Origin of the sequence: Actinoplanes sp. NPDC051861 (assembly GCF_040681145.1) — a bacterium.
Classification (GTDB): Bacteria; Actinomycetota; Actinomycetes; order Mycobacteriales; family Micromonosporaceae; genus Actinoplanes.
In genome coordinates this window covers 1-24,115 of the sequence record NZ_JBFAYE010000014.1, presented here as the reverse complement: position 1 = coordinate 24,115, position 24,115 = coordinate 1, and the positions used below count along the sequence as shown (strand labels likewise).

Here is a 24,115-nt window from a genome sequence, read left to right as displayed (position 1 = left end):
ATGATCCGCCCGGGGGTCACGCTCGGTGGGCGGTACCGCTTGGAGGAGCGGATCGCCGGCGGGGGTATGGGCGATGTCTGGCGCGGCACCGACGAGGTGCTGGGCCGTACTGTCGCGGTCAAGATCCTGTTGCCGGCGCTCCTCGACGAGCCGGGGTTCGCGGAGCGTTTCCGCGGCGAGGCGCGGACCATGGCCACCATCAACCACCCGGGCGTCGTGGACGTCTACGACTACGGCAGCGACCAGCAGATCGCCTTCCTGGTGATGGAGTACGTCGAGGGTGACGCGCTCTCCCGGACATTGAGCCGGGTGGGCCGGCTGACACCGGCGCGGACCATGGCGCTGGTCGCGCAGGCCGCGGACGCGTTGCATGCAGCGCACGGCAACGGCATCGTGCACCGCGACGTCAAACCCGGAAACCTTCTGGTACGCCCGAACGGCACCCTGGTCCTGACCGACTTCGGCATCGCCCGCTCCGCACTGGTCGGGCAGCTCACGGTCGCCGGCGCGGTCCTCGGCACGGCGTCGTACATCTCGCCGGAGCAGGCCGCCGGTGACGTCGCCACGCCGGCCTCCGATGTGTACGCGCTCGGCGTCGTCGCGTACCAGTGCCTCTCCGGTCACCGGCCGTTCGACGGGGCCACCCCGATCGAGATCGCCATGAAGCACGTCCGCGAGAATCCGCGCCCGCTGCCCGGCGACATCCCGCCCGCGGTACGGGCCATTGTGGAACGTGCCATGTCCAAGGATCCGACCGCGCGCTGGCCGAGCGCCTCGGCGATGGCCACGGTCGCACGGCAGGCTGCGTCCTCGCTGACCACGGCCGCGCAGCAGCCCGTGACGCAGCCGCAGCACCACCCGCAGCAACAGCATCAGCAGCATCAGCAGCAGGCGCGGCCCACGAGTCCGGCGGCGGTCCGCCCGCAGTCCGGTGCCGCGGCGCGTGCCTCGGTGCCGCGACCGGTCTCGGGTGCCCGTGGCGCCGCGTCCGTCCCGACTTCACCTCCGCCGCCACCGCCGTATCGGCCACAGTCGTCACCGCCGGTGAACGCGTACCCACCGCCAGTCTCGCCGACCGCCAAGCCGGAGAGCACCTTCGGCCGGCAGGTTCTGGTCGTGCTGGCCGTCGTGCTGGCTCTTCTCGTCCTGCTCTGCGCCGGGGTCATCTCTTTCCTGTTACGACATGGCAACGGCACTACCGCCGCGGACAACACGCTGGGCTATCACAGCAGGTCTACGGCTATCCTCCGCTCGGGCGTGGTCGCTGACCCAGTGTTGGTGGCGTCGTACCGTCTTATGAAGGCCGACGCCCAGCTCGGCCGGATCCGACTGAACGAAGGACGACAGACGTTATGACGGCGCAGGCCCGCCTGCTAGGTGGCAGGTACCAGGTCGGCGAGCTGCTTGGCTACGGCGGTATGGCTGAGGTGCATCGGGGGCGCGACCTGCGCCTCGGCCGTGACGTGGCGATCAAGATGCTTCGCTCTGACCTGGCCCGCGACGCCACGTTCCAGGAGCGGTTCCGGCGTGAGGCGCAGAATTCGGCCGCGCTGAACCACCCCGCGATCGTCGCGGTCTACGACACCGGCGAGGAGTTGTCCGCCACCGGCGAGAAGCTCCCGTTCATCGTCATGGAGTTCGTCAACGGGCGGACCCTCAAGGAAGTTCTCGCACAGGAACAGCGCATCCAACCACGCCGCGCGCTGGAAATGATCGCCGACATCTGCGCCGCTCTGGAGTTCAGCCACCGGCACGGGATCATCCACCGGGACATCAAGCCCGGCAACGTGATGATCACGCAGAACGGCCAGGTCAAGGTCATGGACTTCGGTATCGCCCGGGCACTGGCCAGCGGCGCCACCACCATGACGCAGACCAGCGCCGTGATCGGCACGGCTCAGTACCTCTCGCCCGAGCAGGCGCGCGGTGAGTCGGTCGACGCACGCTCCGATGTGTACGCGGCCGGCTGCGTCCTGTTCGAACTGGTCGTCGGCCACCCGCCGTTCGTCGGCGACAGCCCGGTCAGCGTGGCGTATCAGCATGTGCGTGAGGACCCCCGCCCGCCGAGCACGATCAACCGCGAGGTCCCGCCGGACGTCGACGCGATCGTGCTGAAGGCGCTCGCCAAGAACCCCCTGAACCGGTACCAGAGTGCCCAGGAGATGCGCGCGGACGCACTGCGCGCGGTCTCCGGCCGTCCGGTGATGGCGACGCCGGTGATGAGCCAGGCGGAGACCGTCGCGATGTCCGGGACGAACCAGTGGCAGCCGCAGGCCGCGACCACCATGCAGCGGTCGATCCCGGCTTCGGTAGCGCCGCCGCGCAAGCCGGAGAACAAGTCGTCGTGGGTCATGGCGGTGCTGGCCGGGCTGAGTTTCCTCGTGGTGGTCGTCCTGGGCGTCGCACTGGCGATGAGTCAGCGCGACGACGATCCGGGCGGCGACGCGGCGCCGCAGACGGTGGCGATGCCCAAGCTGGTCGGGCTCAGCCCGGCCGACGCGCAGGCCGAGATCGCCCGGGCGCAGCTGACGAACGTCCAGGCCGAGGACCCGGTCGTCGACAAGGAGTGCGACGGCACCGTCAAGACACAGTCCGTCCAGGCCGGCACGGCCATCGAGCTCAACGCGTCCGTCACCTACCAGGTGTGCAACGCGCCGGAGCCGGTCGAGGTGCCCGAGGGCCTGGTCGGCGGCAACCAGAGCGCCGCCGAGACCGCGCTGCGCAGCGTCGGCCTCGACCCGGAGATCAAGCCGGTCGACTCGGAGAAGCCCAAGGGTGAAGTGATCTCCGTGGAGAGCGCCGGCAAGAAGGTCGAGCCCGGCACGAAGATCACGGTGCGGGTCTCCAACAACAGCCTGGTCGTCGTGCAGGACGTGATCGGCAAGTCGCAGGAGGTCGCGCAGGCGCTCCTCGAGCAGGACGGGCTGAACGTCGAGCCGCGGTTCGTGACCGAGGGCGGCGACCCGGGCACGGTCATCGACCAGGACCCCAAGGGCAACAAGAAGGTCGAGAAGAGCACCACGGTGATCATCGTGGTGGTCCAGGCCGACGGTGAGCCGGATCCGACCGACACCCCGTCGGGGGGTCCCGACGGCGGCGAGTAAGCGTGACAAAAGGCCGGTAGCCCGCGGGCTACCGGCCTTTTTCGTGCCTCGCTTCAGACTCGTTGCTCAGACGGTCGCGAACGCTGACCGGCGGCGGGCCTCCACCTCGGCGGCCAGGGCCGGGGCCTTCTCCAGGGCCGACGGCAGGCCGCACGAGGCGAGCCAGTTCGCCAGCATGGTGTGACCGCCCTCGGTCAGCACCGACTCCGGATGGAACTGCACGCCCTCGATCGGCAGCTCCCGGTGCCGCATCGCCATCACCACGCCCGAGTCGGTCCGGCCGGTCACCTCGATCTCGGCGGGCAGCGTTTCGGGGAGCACGGCGAGCGAGTGGTACCTGGTCGCGGTGAACGGGTCGGGCAGCCCGGTGAGAACGCCGACGCCCTTGTGGTGGACCTCGGAGGTCTTGCCGTGCAGCAGTTCGGGGGCGCGGGCCACGGTGGCGCCGAACGCGGCGCCGATCGCCTGATGGCCGAGGCAGACGCCGAACATCGGGATCTTCCCGGCGTACTCCTTGATCACGTCCATCATGATCCCGGCACGGGTCGGCTCACCCGGGCCCGGCGACAGCAGGATGCCGGCGGCGCCGAACCCGCCCACGTCGCCGACCGAGATCTCGTCGTTGCGCCGGACCTCGCACTCCGCGCCGAGCTGGCCGAGGTACTGCACCAGGTTGAAGACGAACGAGTCGTAGTTGTCGATCACCAGAATGCGCACGTCATCACCTGCTGGGGCTGGGCTCGGGGTGGTTGGAGGTCACGCTGTACGGAATCTCCTCGGGTGCCTCTCCCTCGCCGGGAATGACCGAGTCCGAGTCGACCTGCCCGGAGTCGGTCTGCCCGGTGCCGGCCTCGACCTGGACGTCGTCGAACGGGAGCAGCGGCGTCGCCCAGGGGAAGACCACGTACCAGAGCAGCGCGCCGATCGCGGAGACCAGCACGAGGGACAGGGACACCCGGCTCCAGAGGTTGCCCGGGAGCTTGCGCCAGATCCACGCGTACATCGGTTACGCCTTCATCTCCGCCGGCATGCCGGCGTCGGCCTTGGTCGGATCGCGCGGCACAGTCTGCACCAGCTCGGCGTGCACGATCAGCCGCTCGTAGTTGTTGAACTTCGGGTTACAGGTGGTGAGCGTGAGCAGCGCCTTCGTCGGTTTCGCCTTGGGCTTGCCGGGAACCGCGGCGACCACCTCGACCTGATGCGGCTTGACGACCTCGGACTTGTAGACGTGGTAGACGTACCAGCTGTCCCTGGTCTCGACGCCGATCACGTCGCCGTCCTTGAGCTCGTCGAGCCGCCAGAAGATCTTCTTGATCCGGTGACCGGCCACCGAGAAGTTGCCGATCTGACCGGGTTTGGCGGTCTCCGGGTAGTGGCCCGGCGCGTAGCGGATGTCGTCCGGCTGCACGCCGTCGACGACCACCCACTTCTTGTCCAGCTTCGGGATGTACAGGCGCCCGACCAGGCCGTCCTTCGGCGCGGCCGGTGCCTTCACGTTGCTGGTGGTGGGCGCCACGGTCGGGTCGGCCCAGGCCTGGTCCAGCTCCTGCTCCAGGTTGTCCTGCTCGGACTGCACCTTGGCCGAGTTGCCGAAGACCTGGTAGCCCGCGAACAGCAGCACCACGAGGCCGAAAGTGATCATCAGCTCGCCGGAGGTGCGGATGCCGGTCCGGATCCGGGAGCCGATCGTCGGGCGGGTCAGCTCGGAGTAGACGCTCTTGTAGCCCTCGTCGGTCTGCTCCGGGCGCAGCTTGACCACCCGCTCGCCGCGCTTGGGCTCCTCGGCCTCCGCGGGCTGTTCGGCGGGGACGTCGTCCGGTCCGCCGGGGCGGACCGAGGGGCTCGCGCTGACCGATGCGGCGCCGAGTGCGGCGTCGGGGCCGGCTGCGTCGCGGGCGGCCTGAGCGGCCCCGCCGGGCGGGAGAGCGGTCATTTTGCCAGGAAGCGGGGCACCCTGCGGCAATGCGGGGAGCAAGCCGGTGGGAGCGTCAATGGTACGGATGACAGCCGTCGGACTCGGATCGCTCGTCCGCCCCGTCCCCGCCACCCCTGGCACCACACCCGGCGCAACAGGCGCTGCCCCCGCCGGCATCGGCCCGGCCGCAGCCGGAGCCCACTCCGCCGGCGCCGCGGGCGTTGCTGTCGGCGCGGCAACCGCCGGAGCCCATGCCGCCGGCGCTGCGGGCGTTGCTGTCGGCGCGGCAACCGCCGGAGCCCACGCCGCCGGTGCGGCCCCTGCTGCCTGTGGCGTCGCCTGCGGGGCAGCTTGCTGCGGGGTCGCCTGCGGCGGGGTCGCGGGTTGGCGGGCCGGGCTCGCGGTCGGCAGCCACGCGGTGGTGGTGCTGTCGGTGGGGGCCGCGACCGTGTGCGTTCCGTTGACCTGACCGGGATTGATCTGGCCGGCAGCTGCCGTGGCCGTGCTGTTCCAGGCCGCGGCCGGCCCGGCCGGCGCCGGAGCGGCCCCGTTCGACGGCATTCCCCCGTTCGACGGCATTCCCCCGTTCGACGGCATTCCCCCGTTCGACGGCATTCCCCCGTTGGGCAGCGTGCTCCCGTTGGACGGAGTGGCTCCGTGGGGCGGCGTGGTGGCGTTGGCTCGGGCGCTCTCGTCCCACCCGCGCGGCATCGCGGTCGCGCCCGCCCCGTTGTTCCAGCTCGTCGCGGCGTCCCATCCCGAGCCGCCGGCGGGAGCGTCCGTTCGCGCTGCCGTCGGCCAGGCGGGTGTCTCCGCCGGTGCGCTCGGCCATGAGGGCTCCGGCGCGACCGGCCGGGCGGCTGTCGGCCAGTTGTCTGCCGGGGCGCTCGTTCGCGCGGCCGTCGGCCAGGTCTCGGCCGGGGCGCTCGATTGTGCCGCGGTCGGCCAGGTCTCGGCCGGGGCGCTCGATTGTGCCGCGGTCGGCCAGGTCTCGGCCGGGGCGCTGCGGCGGCCGGTCGCCTCCAGAGGGGCGCCGATCTGCGCGGTCACCGACGGGTCGGTGGCTGAGCCGCCCTGCCAGCCGCCGCCGCTCTGTGGCGCAACCGGCTCGGAATGGGCGGCTGCGCCTCGCGTGGGCAGCGGGGCCACCGCGGTGCCGCCCACCGGGCTTTCGGCCGGTAGCGGGGATCCTGTGCCGTTTACGGGTGGTGTGCCCGTCACGCCCGGACCCGCCGGAGCCGGGATGGGCAGAGGCGACCGCGCGGGACGCGGGTCGACGTTGCCGCCCAGGCCGACCGGGGGCGCGAGTGGCCCGCCGGGGACACCGTCCGGTGAGGCGTCGGTGATCCGGGGGATGTAAGCGGTCTGCGCGTCGCCATCCGGTGCGCGGTGGCGGCCCTTGCCGGGCGGGTTCGGGGACTGCTCGGGGGGAACCATCACCGGGCAGCCTGCGCCGATCGGAGGTCGGTCGATCCGTCGTACGCCCGCACTGTCACGTTCTTCTCCACCTTTTCCGTGTAACCGAGCCCGAAGTCGGCGACGGCCTCCCGGAACTGCCTGACTCCCTCTGACGACTCCAACGCTTGACTCATCGCTGTGGGTTCGCCAATCGCGGTGATCTTGAAGGGGGGTGAGAAGACCTGGCCGTGAAGGAGCAGCGTGTTGCCGACACAGCGTACCGCGCTCGTGGAGATCACGCGGACATCCATGATCGTCATAGCCTCCGCCCCACCTGCCCAGAGAGCGTTCACCACGGCCTGGACGTCGCCCTGGTGAACAACGAGATCGTCATTGTCCGGGGCGTTGTCGCCGAAGTCCGTACCCCTTCGTGGTGAGTCGTTCAACGTCACCGTGACGCCGGGGCCGCGCAATGCCGTGAAGCCGGCCGGCTGGCGCATGGCGGCCACGTTCTCCCGGGCGGTCGCGACCGGCTCGTCCACCTCGGCCAGCTGAGCCGTCTCCTGGTCGACGTCGGCCATCAGCTTGGCGGCCTCCTCCTGGCTCGAGGCAAGGCGCTTGCGTTTCTCAGTGATCAACTGAGTCAGTTGTGGCCGGCGGTCGTCGCGCAACGCCGTACCGTCTGCTGTTGTCGCTGAGGTGGTGAAGAGCAGACCCGCAGCCAAAGCGATCAGCGGAACGCCCGCGGACCAGATGGTTCTGCGCTGGTCGCGACGGGGCCGGAGGCCTCGCGCGGCACGGCGCAGCACTAGTCGCCAGGAGGCATCGCCTCCCCCTTGAAAGACCACCCAGCCCCCTCAAGAACCGACGCCGAGGTATTTCCTGCCCCGGCGGGTGCCTGTCTCCGCATCGACTTGACTACGCTAGCTGTCGAACAGTATTCGCCACGGGCAGCATTCGGGGATCCCGGAGCCGCTCAGCGGTGGGTTGTTCACCACTTGTTGCCCTCAGGAGAGCACCGTGCCGAAGTCTCAGGTTCGCAAGAAGAAGGTCTACACCCCGCCGTCGGACATCAGCCCGGCGGTGAAGGCGGCTGCATCCAAGAAGCCGAGTCCGGTCTGGCTGCCAGTCACCGCAGTGAGCCTGATCGTCATCGGCATCGCTTGGCTCGTCGTCTACTACCTCTCGTCGCAGCAGTGGCCCGTCGAGAGCTGGCGCTATTGGAACCTTGCGGTCGGTTTCGGCTGCATGGTCGCCTCGCTGGGGCTGCTGTCCCGCTGGCGCTGACCTCTGGTTTAGGTCAGAAGGGTCAAAAACGCCGAAAGTAAGCGCACCCCCGCTCCGCGTGGGGTGCGCTTTGCTTGACCCGCGACGCGCGCTCGTCTATTACTCGTGGGTAACATTGGGCTGGCGCACTGGCCGGACCGAGGAGGCACAACGCAGATGGGCATCGCGCAGATCGTCGCCACCGTCTTAGCGGGGGCGGTCACCGTGGTGGCCGTCTACCTGGCGGTCCGAGCCGTTCTCACGATCACCGCAGTGATCCGCCAGGGTCAGCCGGAACCGGCCCGGTTCGCCGAGCCGAAGACCCGGACCAGGACCATGCTGACCGAGACCCTCGGTCACACCAGGATGCTGAAGTGGAGCGCGATCGGCGCGGCCCACTGGTTCGTGATGGTCTCGTTCGTCATCCTGTCGCTGCTGGTCCTCGAGGCGTATTTCGAGGTCGTCAGCCCGAAGCTGGGCCTGCCGCTCGTCGGCCACTGGACGATCTTCGGCCTGGTCACCGAGTGGTTCGGCATCCTCGGCATGATCGGCATCCTGTACCTGGTGTTCGTCCGCCAGCGGCAGAAGCCCGGCGCGGTGAAGCGGAGCCGGTTCCTCGGCTCGACCATGTGGCAGGCGTACTTCGTCGAGGCCGTCATCGTCGGCGTGCTGCTCTTCGGCTTCCTGATCCGCGGTTTCAAGGTCGCCACCGACCACTTCGAGTACCCGCTCTGGGCCACTCCGGTCAGCCACGCCGTCGGCGCGGTGCTGCCGGCCTGGGAGGACGGCGCCACCTGGGCCGCCCTCATCAAGATCGGCATCTCGATGACCTGGCTGATCACCATCTCGCTCAACCCGACGATGGGTGTGGCCTGGCACCGCTTCCTGGCGTTCTTCAACATCTACTTCAAGCGCAGCCCGGAGAAGCCGGCCGGTTCCGGTCTCGGCGCGCTCAAGCCGATGATGAGCGAGGGCAAGCCGCTCGACTTCGAGGAGGCCGACCCGGAGAAGGACCAGTTCGGCGTCGCCCAGGTCGAGCAGTTCACCTGGAAGGGCCTGCTGGACTTCTCGACGTGCACAGAGTGCGGTCGTTGCCAGTCGCAATGCCCGGCGTGGAACACGGCCAAGCCGCTGTCACCGAAACTCCTCGTGTTGTCACTGCGCGATCACGCGTACGCAAAAGCCCCTTATCTCCTCGCCGGAGGCGGGAAAGATCTGATGGGCGAGGAGAAGGGCACCGAGGAGCAGCTGGCCGGCGTCGACGTGCTGGCGATGGCCGAGGCTGACCGCCCGCTGATCGGCGGCGTCGACGAGAACGGCGTCATCGACCCGGACGTGCTCTGGTCCTGCACCACCTGCGGTGCCTGCGTCGAGCAGTGCCCGGTCGACATCGAGCACATCGACCACATCGTCGACATGCGCCGTTACCAGGTGCTCATCGAGTCGAGCTTCCCTTCCGAGGCCGGCGTCATGCTGCGCAACCTGGAGAACAAGGGCAACCCGTGGGGAGCGCCGCAGAACACCCGCGAGGACTGGACCAAGGGTCTCGACTTCGAGGTGCCGCGCGTCGGCGAGACCGAGGACTTCGAGTATCTGTTCTGGGTCGGCTGCGCGGGTGCCTTCGAGGACCGGGCGAAGAAGACCACTCGCGCGGTGGCAACGCTGCTCAACGAGGCCGGTGTCAGCTACGCCATCCTCGGCGAGGGCGAGACCTGCACCGGTGACCCGGCGCGGCGGATCGGCAACGAGTTCATCTTCCAGATGCTCGCTCAGCAGAACGTCGAGACGCTGCAGGAGGCGCAGGTCAAGAAGATCGTCGCGACCTGCCCGCACTGCTTCAACACCCTCGGCAACGAGTACGAACAGCTCGGCCTCAAGGTCGAGGTGGTGCACCACACGCAGCTGCTCGCGCATCTGGTGAAGGAAGGCAAGCTCACCCCGGTCCAGCCGATCGACGGTGACGTGACCTACCACGACCCCTGCTACCTGGGTCGGCACAACCGGGTCTTCGACGCGCCGCGTGAGGTGCTCGGCGAAGCGGCCAACCTCGTCGAGATGCCCCGCAACCAGGAACGCTCCTTCTGCTGCGGCGCCGGCGGCGCCCGGATGTGGATGGAGGAGCGGATCGGCAAGCGGATCAACGTCGAGCGGACCGAGGAGGCCCTCGCTACCGGCGCGAAGACGATCGCCGTGGGCTGCCCGTTCTGCTACACGATGATCGGCGACGGGGTGACCGGCAAGGGCAAGCAGGACGAGGTCGAGGTCGTCGACGTCGCCACGGTGCTGCTGCGGTCGCTCAAGCAGGAAGCCTGACCAACGCTTCGGATGGCCGGTCGCCGCTGCGGCCGGCCATCGTCGTCTCAGCTGCCGGCAGCGACCGCACCGGCGACGGCGGCAGCGGTGATCGCCGCCTGGACCTCCTGGATCGCCTTGCGCACCGCCGCGGCGGCCCACGCGCCCTCGCTGATCTCCTTGAGGCGCCTGCGGACCACCTTTCGGTCCATGTCCGGGAAGAGCTTGCGGTCGATCTCCACCGCGGCGATCAAAGAGCACAAAGCAGATGTACGGGGGTCCGGCGTCGCCCCGAGAAGCGCGGCCCGCATCCGTTCCCGCGCGTCGGTGGCGGCGACCGCCTCGTGGCCGCCGACCCACGGATACCGCGTCCTGGGGATGAACCCCAGCACCGTGCTGCGTTCGACGTCGAGGACCTCAGTGGTCACGAGTCGGTCCAGGACCTGCTGCCGAGTGCCCTTGGCCAGCTTGTTCACCCAGTGGCCGGCCTTGCGGCGCCGGCTGTCGGCGTCGATGCGGGCCAGCCCGGCGTCCACGAGCGGATCACCGATCGGCGACCGGTCCAGGACAGCGACCTTCTTGTCGACCACGTCGATGCGCTCGGCCATCGCCAGCTCCAGCAGCACCGCGCCGCCCAGCCCGTAGTCGAGGCGGGTGGTATCGGCGATCCGGCGGCCCAGCCGGTCGTGCGCGAGAAGCATGAACTCGTCGAGGAGACTCATTCCCTGACGGTAATCCCCCTCGTCACGGGCGCGGTTGGTACCTGTTGGCGGCAATCCGGCAGAATGATGGCCGAGGTGAAGCGATCATGGACGGCCTGTTCCTGACCGCGGTGCTCCCGCTGGTGGCTTTCGTGCTGCTCACGGGTGGCAACGCGTTTTTCGTGGCCGCCGAGTTCGGCTTGGTCACCGTCGACCGGGCGGAGATCGAGCAGCGTGCGACCTCGGGTGACCGCCGGGCCCGGACCGTACGCACCGCCCTGCACGGCCTCTCCTTCCAGCTCTCCGGGGCACAGCTGGGCATCACGCTCACCGCGCTGCTCACCGGTTACCTGGCCGAGCCGGCCCTCTCCGAGCTGTTCATCCCGATCGTGGAGCCGATCGCCGGGTCGGCCACCGAGACCGTCACCCACGTGTGCGCGCTGGTCGTGGCGACGCTCCTCTCGATGCTCTTCGGCGAGCTCGTGCCGAAGAACGCCGCCCTGGCCCGCCCGATGCGCGTCGCCCTGCTCACCGCGGCGCCGCTGCGCGGGTTCTCCACGCTCTTCAAGTGGCTGATCGTCGTCCTCAACGGCACGGCCAACTGGCTGGTCCGCCGTCTCGGCATCGAGCCGCAGGAGGAGCTGGCCAGCGCCCGCTCGCCGGAGGAGCTGGGCCTGCTCGCGGCGATCAGCGCCCGCGCCGGGGCGCTGCCCAACGAGACCGCGACGCTGCTGCGCCGCACGATCCGGTTCGGCGAGAAGCGGGCGGCCAAGGCGATGACCCCGCGCGTCGACGTGGTCGGCCTCAAGATCACCGCAAGCGCGGCGGATCTGATCACGGTGGCCCGGGAGACCGGGCACACCCGCTTTCCGGTGTACGAGAACACGCTCGACGTGGTGACCGGCGTCGTCGGCGTGAACGAGGCCCTCGGTGTCCCGCCCGAGCGCCGCGCCTCGACCCGAGTTTCCACGCTGGCCAAGGAGCCGGTGTACGTACCGGAGAGCCTCAGCCTCGACAAGGTGCTGGCCGCCCTGCGCGCCGCGGACGCCGACCTGGCCATCGTGGTCGACGAGTACGGCGGCACCGACGGCGTGGTGACCGTCGAGGACCTGATCGAGGAACTGGTCGGTGAGATCGCCGACGAGCACGACACCGACCTCGACGAGATCGGCAGCGAGGAGGTGACCGCGCCGGGCGGCGACAAGACGTACCTGGCCGACGGTCTGCTCCGCGAGGACGAGGTCCTCGAGCAGACCGGTTTCCGCCTGCCCGAGGGGCCGTACGAGACGCTCGCCGGCTTCCTCCTCGCCCGGCTCGGCCACATCCCGGTCGTCGGCGAGTCGTACGAGGAGCACGGGTGGGAGTTCACTGTCATGGAGGTCGACCGGCACCGCATCGAGCAGGTCCGCGTGGTCGCCCCGCCGGAGCCCGCCGATGACTGAGCTGCTGTTCGTGGCGGTGCTGCTGGTCGGCAACGGTCTCTTCGTCGGCGGCGAGTTCGCACTGATCGCCTCCCGGCGTACCGCTCTGGAACCGCTCGCCGAGACCTCGAAGGCGGCCCGGTGGGCGCTGGCCGCGATGAGCCAGATCCCGCTGATGATCGCCGGCGCCCAGCTCGGCATCACGATCTGCACGCTGGTGCTCGGCGCGATCGCCGAGCCCACGATCGCCCACCTGCTGGAGGGCCCGTTCGCCGCGACCGGCCTGCCGGACAACGCGGTGCACCCGGTCGCCTTCGTGATCGCCCTGATGATTGTGACGTTCCTGCACACGGTGATCGGCGAGATGGTGCCGAAGAACATCACGCTGGCCGGGCCGGAGCGTTCCGCGCTCATCCTCGGCCCGTTCATGCTGGCGTTCTGCACCGCCACGAAGCCGCTGCTCACCGCGATGCGCTGGGCGTCGCGGATCATCCTGAGCCTCTGGAAGATCGAGACCACCGACGCGGTCAAGACGGTCTTCACGGCCGAGGAACTGGCCGGCATGGTCACGCAGGCGCGCACCGAGGGCCTGCTCGGGTCGGAGCAGTACGCACGGATCCACGCCGCGCTCGGCCTCAACAACCGCACCGCCGCCGACACGTTGCTGCCCTGGTCGCGGGTGACCACGGTGGCGGACGACGTCTCGCCGGCGACCCTGGAGGCGGTGGCCACCCGCAGCGCCCGGTCACGCTTCCCGGTCGTGCAGCGCGACACCCGCCGGGTGCTGGGCTTCGTGCACATCAAGGACGTCCTCGGCTTCGCGGCCACGCAGCGCCACCTGCCGATCCCGGCGGAGGTGATCCGCCCGCTCGCCGTCGTCGCCCCGGAGCGGAGCCTGGCCGACCTGCTGCTCACCATGCGCCGCGACCGGCTGCACATCGTGCTGGTCAGCGATGGCCGGCGCCCGCTCGGAGTGATCACATTAGACGACGTGCTGCACGCCGTGGTCGGTGAACCCGCCGGGGCGGCACAGCCGGTGAGCCGGGCGCGCTGAGTCGGGCCTCCCCGATTCGGTGTCGGTATTTCGGGCGAACGCGTACGGGTGCATTTGACCGGGTCCGGAGTTTCATTTGGGCAGGCAAGTGGTAATCCGGACAATATCCCCCATGCTTCACTCTCGGCGGCGCGTCGTACACATCGGCGCCCTGTCAGCCCTCGTTCTGGCACTCCACATCCCGGCCGCGTCGGCGGATGCGGGTGCCGTGAAAGCCGTGCGCAGCGTCGTGCGTACCCCACCCACCGTTGCTCCGCTGACCACCGCGCCGGGCCGGATCGGGGTGGCGGAGACTCCGACGACCGTGCGGTACACCTTCGACGGTGGTGCCGGTCGCCCGATCACGGACGCCACCGGGCGGCACCTGCTCCGGGCGCTCGGGCAGAACGGTGGGCGGCTTCGGCTCGTACCCCAGCGCGGTGGTCTTGCGGTCGTCTATCCGGACCGGTGCGCTCTGCCGCGTGAGCGGGACTGCCCCCGCGCCATCCTCGAAGGCACTCGTGACGACAACCTCAACCCCGGCCGGCGCCCACTGCGGTACGGCGCCTCGGTCCTGATGACTCACGGCGACCTGGCTGACGGCGCCAACGTGGTCCAAAAGGGATATTCCGTCGGTGGCGTCAGCCAGTTCAAGCTGCAGGTCGATCACCGGCAGGGCCATCCGAGCTGTGTCATCGCGGGTCAGCGTGCCCGGATCTACCGAGCCGAGCCGTTCGTCGACGTGGCCGACGGCACCTGGCACAGCCTGGAGTGCCGCCGCTCACCGAACCGCCTCACGATGATCGTCGACGGCCGGCCACGCGCCTGGGTGCCGGTGCCGCCGATGCTCACGATCGCCAACACCGAACCGCTGCGCATCGGGGGCAAGGGACCCGGCTTCGGCAACGACCAGTTCGCCGGCTCGATCGATGACGTGTTCGTGGACATCGGCTGAACTTCGCCACCCGGGTCGATCTCTTTCATCGATGTCCGCTAACCTCACCCGCGCTCTGGAAATCGATGAGGACTCACGGGGGTCTCCATGATGAAGACGGTTGCGCGGGCGGCACTCGGCCTGTGCCTCGCCGGGCTCGTGTCCGGTCTGGCCGGCGGGCCCGCATACGCCGACGAACCCACTCAGTCGGCGCTGGACGCGCTCACCGAGCTGGACGCGAACGGGAAGATCAAGGTCGACTCCCTCAAGCCGGGCGAGGTCTCCACCTCGGTCCTGGGCGTGGGCAACACGACGGCCGAGGCGCTGCCCGGCGCGGTGGTGCACATCCGCGCCCTCGACGACGCGGACCTGCTGCGCCGCTTCGAGAACTGTGCGTACTACGTGGACAGCAACCTCGACGGCGCGTGGTGCGAGTTCGACGCGCCTCTGGCGGCGCGGACCACGTACGCCTTCTCCGAGTCGACCATCGCCGCGTCGTCGAAGCCGACGTGGGAGGAAGAGCTCGGCTCGATCAACTACTTCTGGCACACGAAGGCGGCCGTCGAGAAGATGGGCGGCATCGACGCGGCCGCCAAGAAGAGCAACGCCGCCGGTGAGGCCACCCGCGGCACCGGTGGCAAGGTGACGCTGGTTCCGCACCAGCTCACCTTCCGGGAGAAGGCGCACCCGCTCGGCTTCCTGTACCTGAAGGTGCAGAAGCCGACCGCCAGCCCCACCGTGACTCCTTCCGCCACCGCTTCGGCCACTCCTTCCGCCACCTCGACCTCCTCGGCTCCCGCCGCGACGCCGACCAGTGACGGCGGCGATGGTGGCGGTCTTCCGGTGACCGGCTCCTCCACCGGCCTGGTTGCCGGTATCGGTGCCGCGCTCCTCGCCGTCGGTGCTGTCGGTTTCGTGCTGGCTCGCCGTCGCCGGACCCGCTTCACCGCCTGACCTCTTCCCCGGGCCGCTCGATCCCCACGATCGAGCGGCCCTTTTCCGCAGCCACAGTATTCCTTGACAAGAATATTCTTCTCTGGGAATGATTTGGGCATGGACGAACTCCTCGCCGCGCTGGCCGATCCGGCACGCTGGCGCCTCGTGAGCCTGCTGGCCGGGCGGCCTCGTCCCGTCGGTGTGCTGGCCCAGCTCGCGCGGGCGCGCCAGCCGCAGACGACCAAGCACCTCCAGGCGCTGGAGCGGGCGGGTGCCGTCGCCTCCGAGCGGATCGGCCAGCGGCGCGTCTACCAGCTGCGTCCCGCGGCTCTCCGCGACCTCGCCGCCGAGTTGACCCGACTGGCCGACCAGGCCGAACAGGCCGAGGGCTTCCAGCGCTACGGCCGCACTGTCCGGGCCGAGCGGCTGGCGGCCGACCGGGCGGGCTGGGCCGACGAGCGGGAGTTCCGGTTCCGGCGCTCCCTGGCCGCCTCACCCGAGCAGCTGTGGCGCCACCTGACCGACGCCGCTCTGCTCGCCGGCTGGTGGGCTCCGGACGACCTGCGTATCTCCGAGTTCGTCTTCGAGGCCCGGCCCGGCGGCCGCATCGTCCAGGAGTATCGCGACGTCGACGACGCTGACGGCTCGGACGTGGTGGTGGGACGTGCCGAGGGCGAGGTGATCGAGGTCCGGGCCGGCGAGCACCTTGCGTACCGACTGAGCCCGCTGCTGCCCGGCGGTGGTGTCGCCTTCACCGCGCTGGTCGACCTCGACCTGCGTGCCGCACCGGACGGCGTCGATCTGGACGTCCAATACCGCGTCACCGGCAGCACCGTCGACGCCGCCGACTTCATCGCCGGCATCGAGATCGGGTTCGGGCAGAGCCTCGACAAACTCACGACAGCTATTGATGGGAGTCCGCAATGACCCGCCGAGTCGTCACCAACATGAGCCTCTCGCTGGACGGTTGTTACGCACGTGCCGAGAACACGATCGACATGAGCTGGGTGATGCCCTACGCCGTCTCCGACGTCGCACGCGATCACCTGACGAGCCTCTGGGAGCCGGCGACGACAGCGCTGCTCGGGCGTACGAATGCTGAAGGTTTCATGGGTTTCTGGCCCACCGTCATCGGCATGGAAGGCGCCGACCCGCGCGACGAGGCGTTCGCGAAATGGCTGGTGACCTGCGAGAAGACTGTCCTGTCCAGCACGCTGACCGAGGCGCCGTGGGACAACACCACCGTCCTTTCCGCGCCGGCGGCCGACGTGGCCGACGAACTAAAGGCGGCTCCCGGAGGCGACATCCTCGTCCTGTCCAGCGCGAGCGTCATCAAGTCGCTGCTGGCCGCCGACCAGGTCGACCGTCTGGCCCTGATGATCTTCCCGGTCACCCTCGGCGCGGGCCCCCGCCTCTTCACCGACGGTCTGCCCGCCGCCGACTGGACTCTCGTGAGCCAGGAGAGCGGCGTTCACGGCGAGCTGGCTCTTGTCTACGACCGCATGCGCTCGCACAGCCCGCGCAGTTCGGTCCCGCCCGCCTGACGGCGGGACCGCTCAAGCAGAACCCGCACGGTCTCCGCAATCTCGTCCGAGGTGCGCACATGCTGCGGCGCGACGCGCTCGGCGGTGAGCAGGAACCGGATCGCCTCACGATCCCGGCCGCCGATCCGGGTCAGCGCCCGCGCGGTGTCGGCGTAGTAGAACACCTGCCGAACCCCGGCCGGCACCGCCGCCGGATCGGTACGCCGCGCGATCTCCACGACCCGGCCCGGATCACCGTTGCCGACCTCGATGGTCATCCGCCAGATGTCCACGTTGGTGGGACCGAAGAACATGCCCATCGTGCTGGTCTCGCCGGTGCGCCGCGCCAGCTCGGCAGCCCCGTCCAGATGGTCCCGGCTGTCCTCGAGGCTGTCCCGGCACCGGCTGGCCAGCGCGGCCACAAGGTGCAGCGAGCCGAGCATCTCCAGCCCACCGGGCCGGCCGAGCTCCCCACTCAAGTCGTCCAGGGCCCGCTCCGCGAGCGTCTGCCCCCGCTGATAGGACCCGCAGGCGACCGCCGACCTGGCCAGAACGTACGCGGCGTGCCCGCGCAGCAGCGGATCCCCGGCCGCCTCCGCCGCGTCCCGGCACCGCTCCGCGCTCAACCACGCATCCGCCGGACACCCGAGACTGCGCAGCACCGATGACGCGATCGACGCGGCCTCACACAACAGCCGCAGCGCCTCCCGGCTGTCCGGCCCCGCCGTCTCCGTGTGCAGGTCACGCAACAACCCCGGCAGCAGCCGAGCCGCACCCGCGTAGTCACACGCCTGATGCAGCCCGTCAGCCAGCTCAACCCCGCGCCGCAGCTCGCTGATCTCCGGCGCAGCCCCACCGGGCGGATCACTCAGATCGATGTCGACGATCGCCCGCCGCAACCCCACCACGCCGGCCCGCGCGGCAGCCGCCAGCCGGTCCTCCGCCGGAACATCCACCCCCACGAGGTCCGCCGGCGAACATTCGAGAGCGGCAGCGATGCCCGCCAGCATGAACCGGTTGTCAGCCGCCTGAAGCCCCCGCTCGATCCGACTCCAGGTGGCATGCGAAACCCCGGCCCGACTGGCCGCGAACCGAACACTCCACCCCTTGACCAGCCGCCGCTGGCGAATCCGCTCCCCAACCCCCGATTCCCCACCGCGCCGCAGCCCCATACCCCGACGCTATCCCCGGCGGCCCCGGACGTGGTTCGTCCCTGTACCACCGCGTGGTTTGATGGTGCTGCTGGAGCACCGCCGCCGGGCCGAACAAGCCCTGGTCAGCGTGGTCGCTACCAGCTACCTGCTCGGGGTAGCTACCTGCTCGGGGTGTCGACACGGCGGATGGAGAGGCTGGTCGAGCAGCTCGGGGTCAAGTCGCTGTCGAAGTCTCAGGTCTCGGAGATGGCCCGGCACCTGGACGCCCGGGTCGAGGCGCTCCGCAACCGGCCCCTCGATGCTGGGCCGTACACGTTCGTGTGGACCGACGCTCTGGTCAAGGTCCGTGAACACGGCCGCACGGTCAACGTGCACGCCCTGGTAGCGGTCGGGGTCAACGCCGACGGCGCCCGCGAGGTCCTCGGCCGCGGCGTCGCATCCGACGAGGACGGCGCCGGCTGGCTGGCCTTCCTGCGCTCGTTGACCGCCTGCGGCCTGTCCGGCCGTCCGCCTGATCATCTCCGATGCCCACCGCGGCCTCGTCAGCGCGATCGGGGCGGCGCTGCCCGGCGCTCAATGGCAGAGATGCCGCACCCACTACCTGCGAAACCTTCTCGCCAAGGCCCCGAAGAGTGCGCAACCCTGGGTCGCCACTCTGGTCCGCACGATCTTCGACCAGCCCGACACCGCCGCGGTCACGGCCCAGTTCGAGCGGGTCCTGGACAGCGTCAGCGAGAAGTTCCCGGCCGCCGCCGAGCACCTCGACGACGCCCGCGCCGACCTGCTTGCCTTTCGCCACCTACCCCGCGAGCTCTGGCGCCCGATCTGGTCCAACAACCCGCAAGAGCGGTTGAACAAGGAGATCCGCCGCCGCACCGACGTCGTCGGGATCTTCCCGAACAGGGACGCGATCATCCGGCTCGTCGGCGCGGTCCTGGCCGAGCAGACCGACGAATGGGTCGAGGGCCGCCGCTACATGGGCTTGGAGATCCTTGGCAAAGCACGTCTGAACAGCATCAATGCCGAACGACACGACATCGAAACCGTCGAAACGACTGCAATCGCCGCATAAGGTCAACGCGCACGGATCAGCGCTGGCCGCCTCTTACACCACGCCAGCGGACGTGACCGTTCCCCACACCGTTTTCAAGATTAGCGCCTGCACGTATTTAGCTGCTGAAACAGGGACCAGGTGGGTGACGTTGCCGCACCAATGCCGTGCCCCTCCGTTTTCAGTGTTCTCCTCTGCACCGGTGACGCAGGACGGGTCCGCGTCGGGCTCGTCTCTTAACACCTGCCGGGGTAAGGAGTGCATCCGCAGCGTTCAACTGCGTTCGAGCAGAGCCACGGCAGCTGAAGCCTTGCGTGTCGGCACGTCGAACATGGTCACAGCGTCGATCGGCGATGAGGTCGGGGAGCCGTGATAGACGCCGCCTCGGAACTCGAGTTCTTGACATGCATACTCGAGCTGTTACTCTGGAACTCGAGTTAACGATAATCCCACTCGAGGAGACCTAGTGACCACTCCCAACTCCGCACCGGACGGGATCCCTCTGCTAGGCATGTCGATGCTCGACCCGCATCGGTTCCTGACTGGTTTGCGCGTTGCGCAGCTGCCGAACGTGTTCCTAAACCCCTATGTCGCCGAGAATCCAGTCGTGCTGCAAGCGCTGCCGCAGGTGCGCAAGTTTGCGGAGAGACGGGAACTCGTGCAGAGGCTGATGAAGACTCAGGCGAAGAAGCGGAAGAACGTCGCCGCCTACCGGACCTACATCCACGAGACCATTACAGGTCGTCGGCCCGGCTCGATGCCGCCGATCGAGGGCTGGACCCCAGAGAAGATCGAAGTCGTCGGTGGAACTGCCTACTTGCCGTGGGGCGAGCAGCTGGTTGCTTTTGACTCGGACACCCAGCTATGCGCCTGGTTCGATCTGCTTCAGTCCGACGACGAGCAGGTGCTCAACTACGTCGTCCCGGTGGTGATCCACTCGGCGCGATCGACGGAGTGGGCGCAGCAGCAGCTGCACGACCGCAACACCTACGGCGTGAAGATGAGTAGCAGCGAGGCGCTTGAGCGTGACTCGTATGACCCAGTCACCGCCCTGACGCGCCGCGTCATCGATGCCACCGGGCTCCGGGTGGCCACGAACGCTCGGCAGCTCGGCGCGAAGGATCCTGAGCAGGTCACGCTGTCCGCGTTGCGTCAAGGGGTGTTAACGACGGTCGCGGGACGGCCCGGCATTCAGCTCGGCTCCAAGCCGTACGAGCTGCCGACCTCGGTAGGGGAGGAAGAGCTGACCGCCGCCGTGACTAAGGTGTGGGCTCGGATTGCGAAGGTGATCGAGCCGTACCTCGACGCCGTTGGCCGCAAGACCACCGTACTTCCGGCACCGTCGATCATGGCGGGCATCGGGGTCCTAGCCAACGCCTGTATGCCGGATGGCATCCGCCGCGACGACGTGTCCGCGCTCAGCGTCGTCGAGGTCGTCGAGCGCCTCCAGTCGGTCCGCTGGGACCGTGTTGTACCCACGCCGAACGGACCCCAGTATCCGTGGGACGGCATCGCGGGCAAGGCCAACCATGCCCTCGGGCGGTTCGCGGTGGGTGGCGCGAAAGAATTTGCGTACAACGTCTCCGACGCTCTGCTGAACCCCGACTCCCACCGTGGACGCCAAGTCCGCACCAAGGGCGCCTCGCCGCACGACAACGCGAATACTAAGGCGGGATCTTCTCGATGATTACCCCGGCACAGATTGTTAACGCCGCGCTCGACGCCGCGACGGTGCAGGACGCCATGAATGTGCAGTCGATGCTCCGCGTAGCGCTGGGCGGCGAAGAGTACCGGCCTCTGGCGGATACCTGGAACAACCACGGGCTGATGGGGTCATCAGGCTCCTACGACTACAAGCTCATCGAGCTGGTCACGAATATGCAGGATGCGGTGCTCGAGCTGCTGGCGCTGCAGGAGTACGGGGAAGCCACAGACATTCCTTTCAAGACGCCCAGGGAGGCTGCAAGCACGTTGCTCTACGGCGTCGAGGAGCGCGATGTGGCGAGTCAGGTTACCGTCCGTCTGCGGGAATCCGACCCTCCAGCCAGCAAGACCAAGCGCCTGACGCCGGTGTTCCGGGACAAGGGTTGCGGTCTGACACCGGACATGATCGCCCGTACCATCTTCCGTCTCGGCGGTGGCCACAAGGAAGACGCGCTGTACTTGCAGGGCGCATTCGGAATGGGCGGCGCGATGACCTACCGCAACGCCGGCGCGGTCGTGCTTGTCACTCGCCGCCATCCTGACCTGCTTGCCGAGGATGAGCCAGATGTGATCTCAGTTGCAGTGGTGGAGTGGCGCAGCAACACGAAGGGCAAAACCGCGATGTACCTTGTCGATGCCCCGTGGGAAAACGCCGGCGACATCGCGGAACCGTGGTCGTGCCCGGCCGAGAAGGTTCCTGGCTTTGAACCCGGCACTCACCTGGCCTTGATCTCTTACCGGACCGACGGCATCCAAAGAAAGACTGAGCGTGACGAACGCTCGTTCAACACTGTGGCTGACACGCGTCTGTTCGCGCCGGTCATGCCGGTGCTGTTCACGAACGAGACCGACCGCAGTCGAAGCACGATCCTGCGCGGTCTCGAGCGCCGGCTTGAGCAGGGGACGGCGACCGCGCTGCCGTCCGCCTCGCAGGTTCTTCCATTCCGTGCCGCTGGTCAGACTCAGCACCTTCCAGTCAGGTTTGTGCTGTTCGACAAGCGCAGAGAGGCCAGCGGCATCGACAAGTTCGCGGCGCGTGACCACGCGGTGCTTTTCACGTCGAACGGGCAGGTCCACCATCACTGGACGCCGGCAGAGTTCCGGCGCCGCACGAAGCTTCACAAGATTCATGACCGAGTACTGGTTGTGGTCGAGACCGACGAGTTGCCCATCCTCGTCCGCACGAGCCTGTTCACGGCCGACCGCAACGACTTGGTTCGCACCGATGACGCGATTCGGCTCGAGGATGCGGTCGGTGCCTTCCTGAGCGACTGGGACGAGCTTAAGGACGAGAACGACCGGTTGGTTCGCGAGGCGCTCAGCGCTGGCGGCGAGGCCCTGTCGGCCGACCTTGGGCGTCGCATCGGCGCAGCGTTCCAGGCCACCGGTTTCGGCGGTGGCAGTGGCCGCGGCAACGGCGGCGGACCCGGCAAGGGGGGCCGCAGCGGCGGTGGCTCCCCTGGCGGCCGCCGCCCCATCACCTTGCACCCCAACCCCACCAGGGTCGAGGGCCCGGCCGAGATCAAGGTCGAGCTGGGTCAGACCCGCTCAGTGGGTTTCGTCGTCGATGTCGTAGACCAGTTCTGGGCGGATGAGCGGGGGATTCTCGTAGTCACCACCGACCATCCTGACATCGGCCCGCGTGAAATCACCGTTGGGCGCGGCCGCGCTGGTCGCGTCAGGGTCATGCTGACAGTGCCCGAGACGGCCGCTACAGGACGGTACGAGCTGACCGCGGCGCTGCGAGACTGGCATCGCGCCGCGGGAGGTCTCGGATCGGAGCTGACCTGGACGACCAAGGTCGACGTCGTTGCGGAGATCCAGGGTCGCGGCGCTGGCAACGGACGCCGTGCCACCGGAGGCTCTGCCGGGTCCGATGGGTCTGGACCCGGCAGCGAGGTTGTGCTCCGTTGGGCAGACCACACATCGGTCGACGGCTGGGAGAAGCGCGACGTCGGCGACGTGGAGTATGTCCGCGCTGCGGACGTGGCTATCACGATCGAGGGCTTCGAGCACGTCGCTGGCCTCGGCGACGCCAAGATTCCAGTGGTGCAGCTTAACGAACAGTACCCGGCATTCAAGACCTACATTGCAGCCCGCTCCCGCGACATCGACGACCTGAGCCGCCCGCGAGAGCGTTACGCCTTAGGGGTCGGCTTGGCGCTCCTCGTCCTCGACCAGACCAGGCAGCGCCTGGACAAGGCCGACGAGGAGTATCCCTCGGAGATCTTCCACGACGCAGCGCGAGCGGCCGCTCGAGGTGTGCTTGCGGTCATGCCTGAGTTCGAGCAGGTGATCAAGAAGGCCGCAGGGGTGAACGACGCCGGCGACAGCGGCGAAACGTCGCAGTACGCGGAAGACTAAGGTTCTGCCTCAGCCGCTAGACACCTTTCGCGGTCAGGGTCTGTGCCAGGTCTATTGAAGACGCTTTTGGGGGATCGACCGGTTTCGGTGGTTTCGGGTGTGCTGGTGGTATGCGGTACGGCGATGGTGGCGGCCTGAACGAGGCGCAGCGGGAACGGCGGGAACAGGTCCGCTGGCAGGCCGCGGGCCTGTTCGCGGCGGGCGTGCCGGCGCCGCGGGTCGCGAGGATCCTGGAGGTGTCGGACAAGTCGGCGTATCAGTGGCGGCGGGCGTGGACGGCCGGCGGGACCGCCGCGCTGGCCTCGAAGGGGCCACCAGGCCCGGACCCGAGGCTGTCGGACACCCAGCTGCAGCGGCTGCGCGAGCGTCTGGACGCCAGGCCGGCCGCGGCCGGTTACGGCGATGACCAGCGGTGGACCCTCGCGCGGGTGGTCACGTTGATCGCCACCCTGTTCCACCAGCGCGTCGGCATCACCACCGCGTGGCAAACGATGCAGCGGCTCGGCTACACCGCGCAGATGCCGGTCCACCGGGCGATCGAACGCGACGAAGAAGAGATCGCCCACTGGCGCAGGTATCAGTGGCCTGCGGTAAAAGAGTCGCCGCGGGAAGCGGCGCATGGATCTGTTCCGCCGACGAGTGCGGGCAGGCTTTCCGAGCTCACAAGGCCACGACCTGGGCTCCCAGGGGCATGACGCCGGTGGTCAAGGTGACCGCGAAAGGCACCGTGCGGGTCTCGGTGGCCGGGTTGTGCTGCTACCGGCCCGGCCACCGCAGCCGGCTGATCTACCGCACGTTGCTCTACCGTGGGCGTAAGGGTGAGCCGAAAGGATTCCGTGAACCCGGCCTGATCAGCCTGCTCGACGCCGCTCATCAGCAACTGTCCGGACCGATAGTGCTCATCTGGGACCGGCTGTCACTACACAAGACCCCCGAGATCCGGACCGCGTTCGCCCGTCGGCGGTGGTTGCGCGTCTACGAGCTCCCCGCTTACGCGCCCGAGCTCAACCCGGTCGAGAAGGTTTGGTCGACGATGAAACGCAGCCTGGCCAACCACGGCCTGCGCACCGCCACCGCGCTCGCCGCCGCGGTGAAGAACCGGCTCAAACGCATGCAATACCGCCACGACCTGGCCGACGCCTACCTCGCCGGGACCGGACTCTCCCCACCAGCCCCCGCCAGACCCTGACAGCGAAAGGTGTCTAGCGGTAGTTTGTCGTCTTCGTAACCTTTCTGTGGTGTGTGGCGTTGCGTTCGGCAAGTGTTCTGTCGAGCGTTGGAGTGCCGGGTGGTTCGTGCGGTGTGTCCGCCGGCCGCGG

Annotated in this window: 21 protein-coding genes and 1 pseudogene; 16 read left to right on the top strand and 6 right to left on the bottom strand. The window is 68.8% G+C overall.

The annotated features are described in order from the left end of the window. A complete protein-coding gene (locus AB0M02_RS30085) occupies positions 1–1,356 on the top strand; it encodes a serine/threonine-protein kinase (protein ID WP_364232820.1) in 1,356 nt (451 codons plus the stop codon). Then, positions 1,353–3,104, top strand: coding sequence for a Stk1 family PASTA domain-containing Ser/Thr kinase (pknB, locus tag AB0M02_RS30080; RefSeq protein ID WP_364232818.1), 1,752 nt, complete (start codon positions 1,353–1,355; stop codon positions 3,102–3,104). Before AB0M02_RS30085 ends, pknB begins: the two co-directional genes overlap by 4 nt. A gap of 66 nt (positions 3,105–3,170) precedes the next feature. On the opposite strand, the gene AB0M02_RS30075 is transcribed toward pknB, so the two are convergent. Genes AB0M02_RS30075 through AB0M02_RS30065 form a run of 3 tightly spaced genes read right to left on the bottom strand, consistent with a single transcriptional unit; the run spans position 3,171 to position 5,037 of the window. Further along, complete coding sequence (locus AB0M02_RS30075) at positions 3,171–3,821, bottom strand: aminodeoxychorismate/anthranilate synthase component II (RefSeq protein WP_364232816.1); 651 nt, start codon at positions 3,819–3,821, stop codon at positions 3,171–3,173. 4 nt (positions 3,822–3,825) lie between these two features. Beyond that, on the bottom strand, positions 3,826–4,107 hold the full coding sequence (locus AB0M02_RS30070; RefSeq protein ID WP_364232813.1) for a hypothetical protein: 282 nt from the start codon (positions 4,105–4,107) through the stop codon (positions 3,826–3,828). A gap of 3 nt (positions 4,108–4,110) precedes the next feature. After that, positions 4,111–5,037, bottom strand: coding sequence for a class E sortase (locus tag AB0M02_RS30065; protein ID WP_364232810.1), 927 nt, complete (start codon positions 5,035–5,037; stop codon positions 4,111–4,113). A 478-nt stretch (positions 5,038–5,515) separates the two neighbouring features. On the opposite strand from AB0M02_RS30065, the gene AB0M02_RS30060 reads away from it, so the two are divergent. Beyond that, positions 5,516–6,379 carry a hypothetical protein gene (locus AB0M02_RS30060; RefSeq protein ID WP_364232808.1) on the top strand — a complete coding sequence of 288 codons (864 nt, stop codon included), beginning with the start codon at positions 5,516–5,518 and terminating at the stop codon, positions 6,377–6,379. A gap of 76 nt (positions 6,380–6,455) precedes the next feature. On the opposite strand, the gene AB0M02_RS30055 is transcribed toward AB0M02_RS30060, so the two are convergent. Beyond that, positions 6,456–7,265, bottom strand: a complete 810-nt coding sequence (locus tag AB0M02_RS30055) for a DUF881 domain-containing protein (protein ID WP_364232805.1) — start codon at positions 7,263–7,265, stop codon at positions 6,456–6,458. A 172-nt stretch (positions 7,266–7,437) separates the two neighbouring features. Here AB0M02_RS30055 and AB0M02_RS30050 point away from each other — a divergent pair, with 172 nt between their 5' ends. Both AB0M02_RS30050 and AB0M02_RS30045 read left to right on the top strand, forming a co-directional pair. Further along, a complete protein-coding gene (locus AB0M02_RS30050) occupies positions 7,438–7,704 on the top strand; it encodes a cell division protein CrgA (RefSeq protein WP_364232802.1) in 267 nt (88 codons plus the stop codon). Between the two features lie 156 nt (positions 7,705–7,860). After that, positions 7,861–9,996, top strand: coding sequence for a (Fe-S)-binding protein (locus AB0M02_RS30045; protein WP_364232800.1), 2,136 nt, complete (start codon positions 7,861–7,863; stop codon positions 9,994–9,996). 47 nt (positions 9,997–10,043) lie between these two features. Here AB0M02_RS30045 and AB0M02_RS30040 read toward each other — a convergent pair whose 3' ends face one another. After that, on the bottom strand, positions 10,044–10,697 hold the full coding sequence (locus AB0M02_RS30040) for a GPP34 family phosphoprotein (RefSeq protein WP_364232797.1): 654 nt from the start codon (positions 10,695–10,697) through the stop codon (positions 10,044–10,046). 86 nt (positions 10,698–10,783) lie between these two features. Between AB0M02_RS30040 and AB0M02_RS30035 the strand changes: the two genes are divergently transcribed. The 6 genes from AB0M02_RS30035 (at position 10,784) to AB0M02_RS30010 (ending at position 16,544) form a co-directional block, all read left to right on the top strand. Then, entirely contained in the window at positions 10,784–12,118 is a 1,335-nt protein-coding gene (locus AB0M02_RS30035; protein WP_364232794.1) for a hemolysin family protein, read from the top strand. Beyond that, complete coding sequence (locus AB0M02_RS30030; RefSeq protein ID WP_364232791.1) at positions 12,111–13,151, top strand: hemolysin family protein; 1,041 nt, start codon at positions 12,111–12,113, stop codon at positions 13,149–13,151. Before AB0M02_RS30035 ends, AB0M02_RS30030 begins: the two co-directional genes overlap by 8 nt. 112 nt (positions 13,152–13,263) lie before the next feature. Further along, complete coding sequence (locus AB0M02_RS30025) at positions 13,264–14,085, top strand: LamG-like jellyroll fold domain-containing protein (protein ID WP_364232788.1); 822 nt, start codon at positions 13,264–13,266, stop codon at positions 14,083–14,085. A gap of 87 nt (positions 14,086–14,172) precedes the next feature. Beyond that, positions 14,173–15,018, top strand: a complete 846-nt coding sequence (locus AB0M02_RS30020; protein WP_364232786.1) for an LPXTG cell wall anchor domain-containing protein — start codon at positions 14,173–14,175, stop codon at positions 15,016–15,018. Positions 15,019–15,117: 99 nt separating this feature from the next. Beyond that, on the top strand, positions 15,118–15,927 hold the full coding sequence (locus AB0M02_RS30015) for a metalloregulator ArsR/SmtB family transcription factor (RefSeq protein WP_364232784.1): 810 nt from the start codon (positions 15,118–15,120) through the stop codon (positions 15,925–15,927). After that, on the top strand, positions 15,924–16,544 hold the full coding sequence (locus tag AB0M02_RS30010; RefSeq protein ID WP_364232781.1) for a dihydrofolate reductase family protein: 621 nt from the start codon (positions 15,924–15,926) through the stop codon (positions 16,542–16,544). Before AB0M02_RS30015 ends, AB0M02_RS30010 begins: the two co-directional genes overlap by 4 nt. On the opposite strand, the gene AB0M02_RS30005 is transcribed toward AB0M02_RS30010, so the two are convergent. After that, positions 16,493–17,695 carry a helix-turn-helix transcriptional regulator gene (locus AB0M02_RS30005; protein WP_364232778.1) on the bottom strand — a complete coding sequence of 401 codons (1,203 nt, stop codon included), beginning with the start codon at positions 17,693–17,695 and terminating at the stop codon, positions 16,493–16,495. The genes AB0M02_RS30010 and AB0M02_RS30005 overlap by 52 nt on opposite strands. A 67-nt stretch (positions 17,696–17,762) precedes the next feature. Between AB0M02_RS30005 and AB0M02_RS30000 the strand changes: the two are divergent. The 5 genes and pseudogenes from AB0M02_RS30000 to AB0M02_RS29980 all read left to right on the top strand — a co-directional run. Then, positions 17,763–18,749, top strand: a pseudogene (locus tag AB0M02_RS30000) (IS256 family transposase); the annotation flags it as partial. A gap of 490 nt (positions 18,750–19,239) precedes the next feature. Beyond that, on the top strand, positions 19,240–20,415 hold the full coding sequence (locus AB0M02_RS29995; protein ID WP_364232776.1) for a DNA sulfur modification protein DndB: 1,176 nt from the start codon (positions 19,240–19,242) through the stop codon (positions 20,413–20,415). Continuing rightward, positions 20,412–22,796, top strand: a complete 2,385-nt coding sequence (locus AB0M02_RS29990; protein WP_364232773.1) for a hypothetical protein — start codon at positions 20,412–20,414, stop codon at positions 22,794–22,796. Before AB0M02_RS29995 ends, AB0M02_RS29990 begins: the two co-directional genes overlap by 4 nt. Before the next feature lie 110 nt (positions 22,797–22,906). Beyond that, the gene (locus tag AB0M02_RS29985) at positions 22,907–23,491 is read left to right on the top strand and encodes a winged helix-turn-helix domain-containing protein (protein ID WP_364232771.1); all 585 of its coding nucleotides are present in this window, start codon (positions 22,907–22,909) and stop codon (positions 23,489–23,491) included. After that, positions 23,377–23,985 carry a transposase gene (locus tag AB0M02_RS29980; protein ID WP_364232768.1) on the top strand — a complete coding sequence of 203 codons (609 nt, stop codon included), beginning with the start codon at positions 23,377–23,379 and terminating at the stop codon, positions 23,983–23,985. Before AB0M02_RS29985 ends, AB0M02_RS29980 begins: the two co-directional genes overlap by 115 nt. The last annotated feature ends 130 nt before the right edge of the window (positions 23,986–24,115 follow it).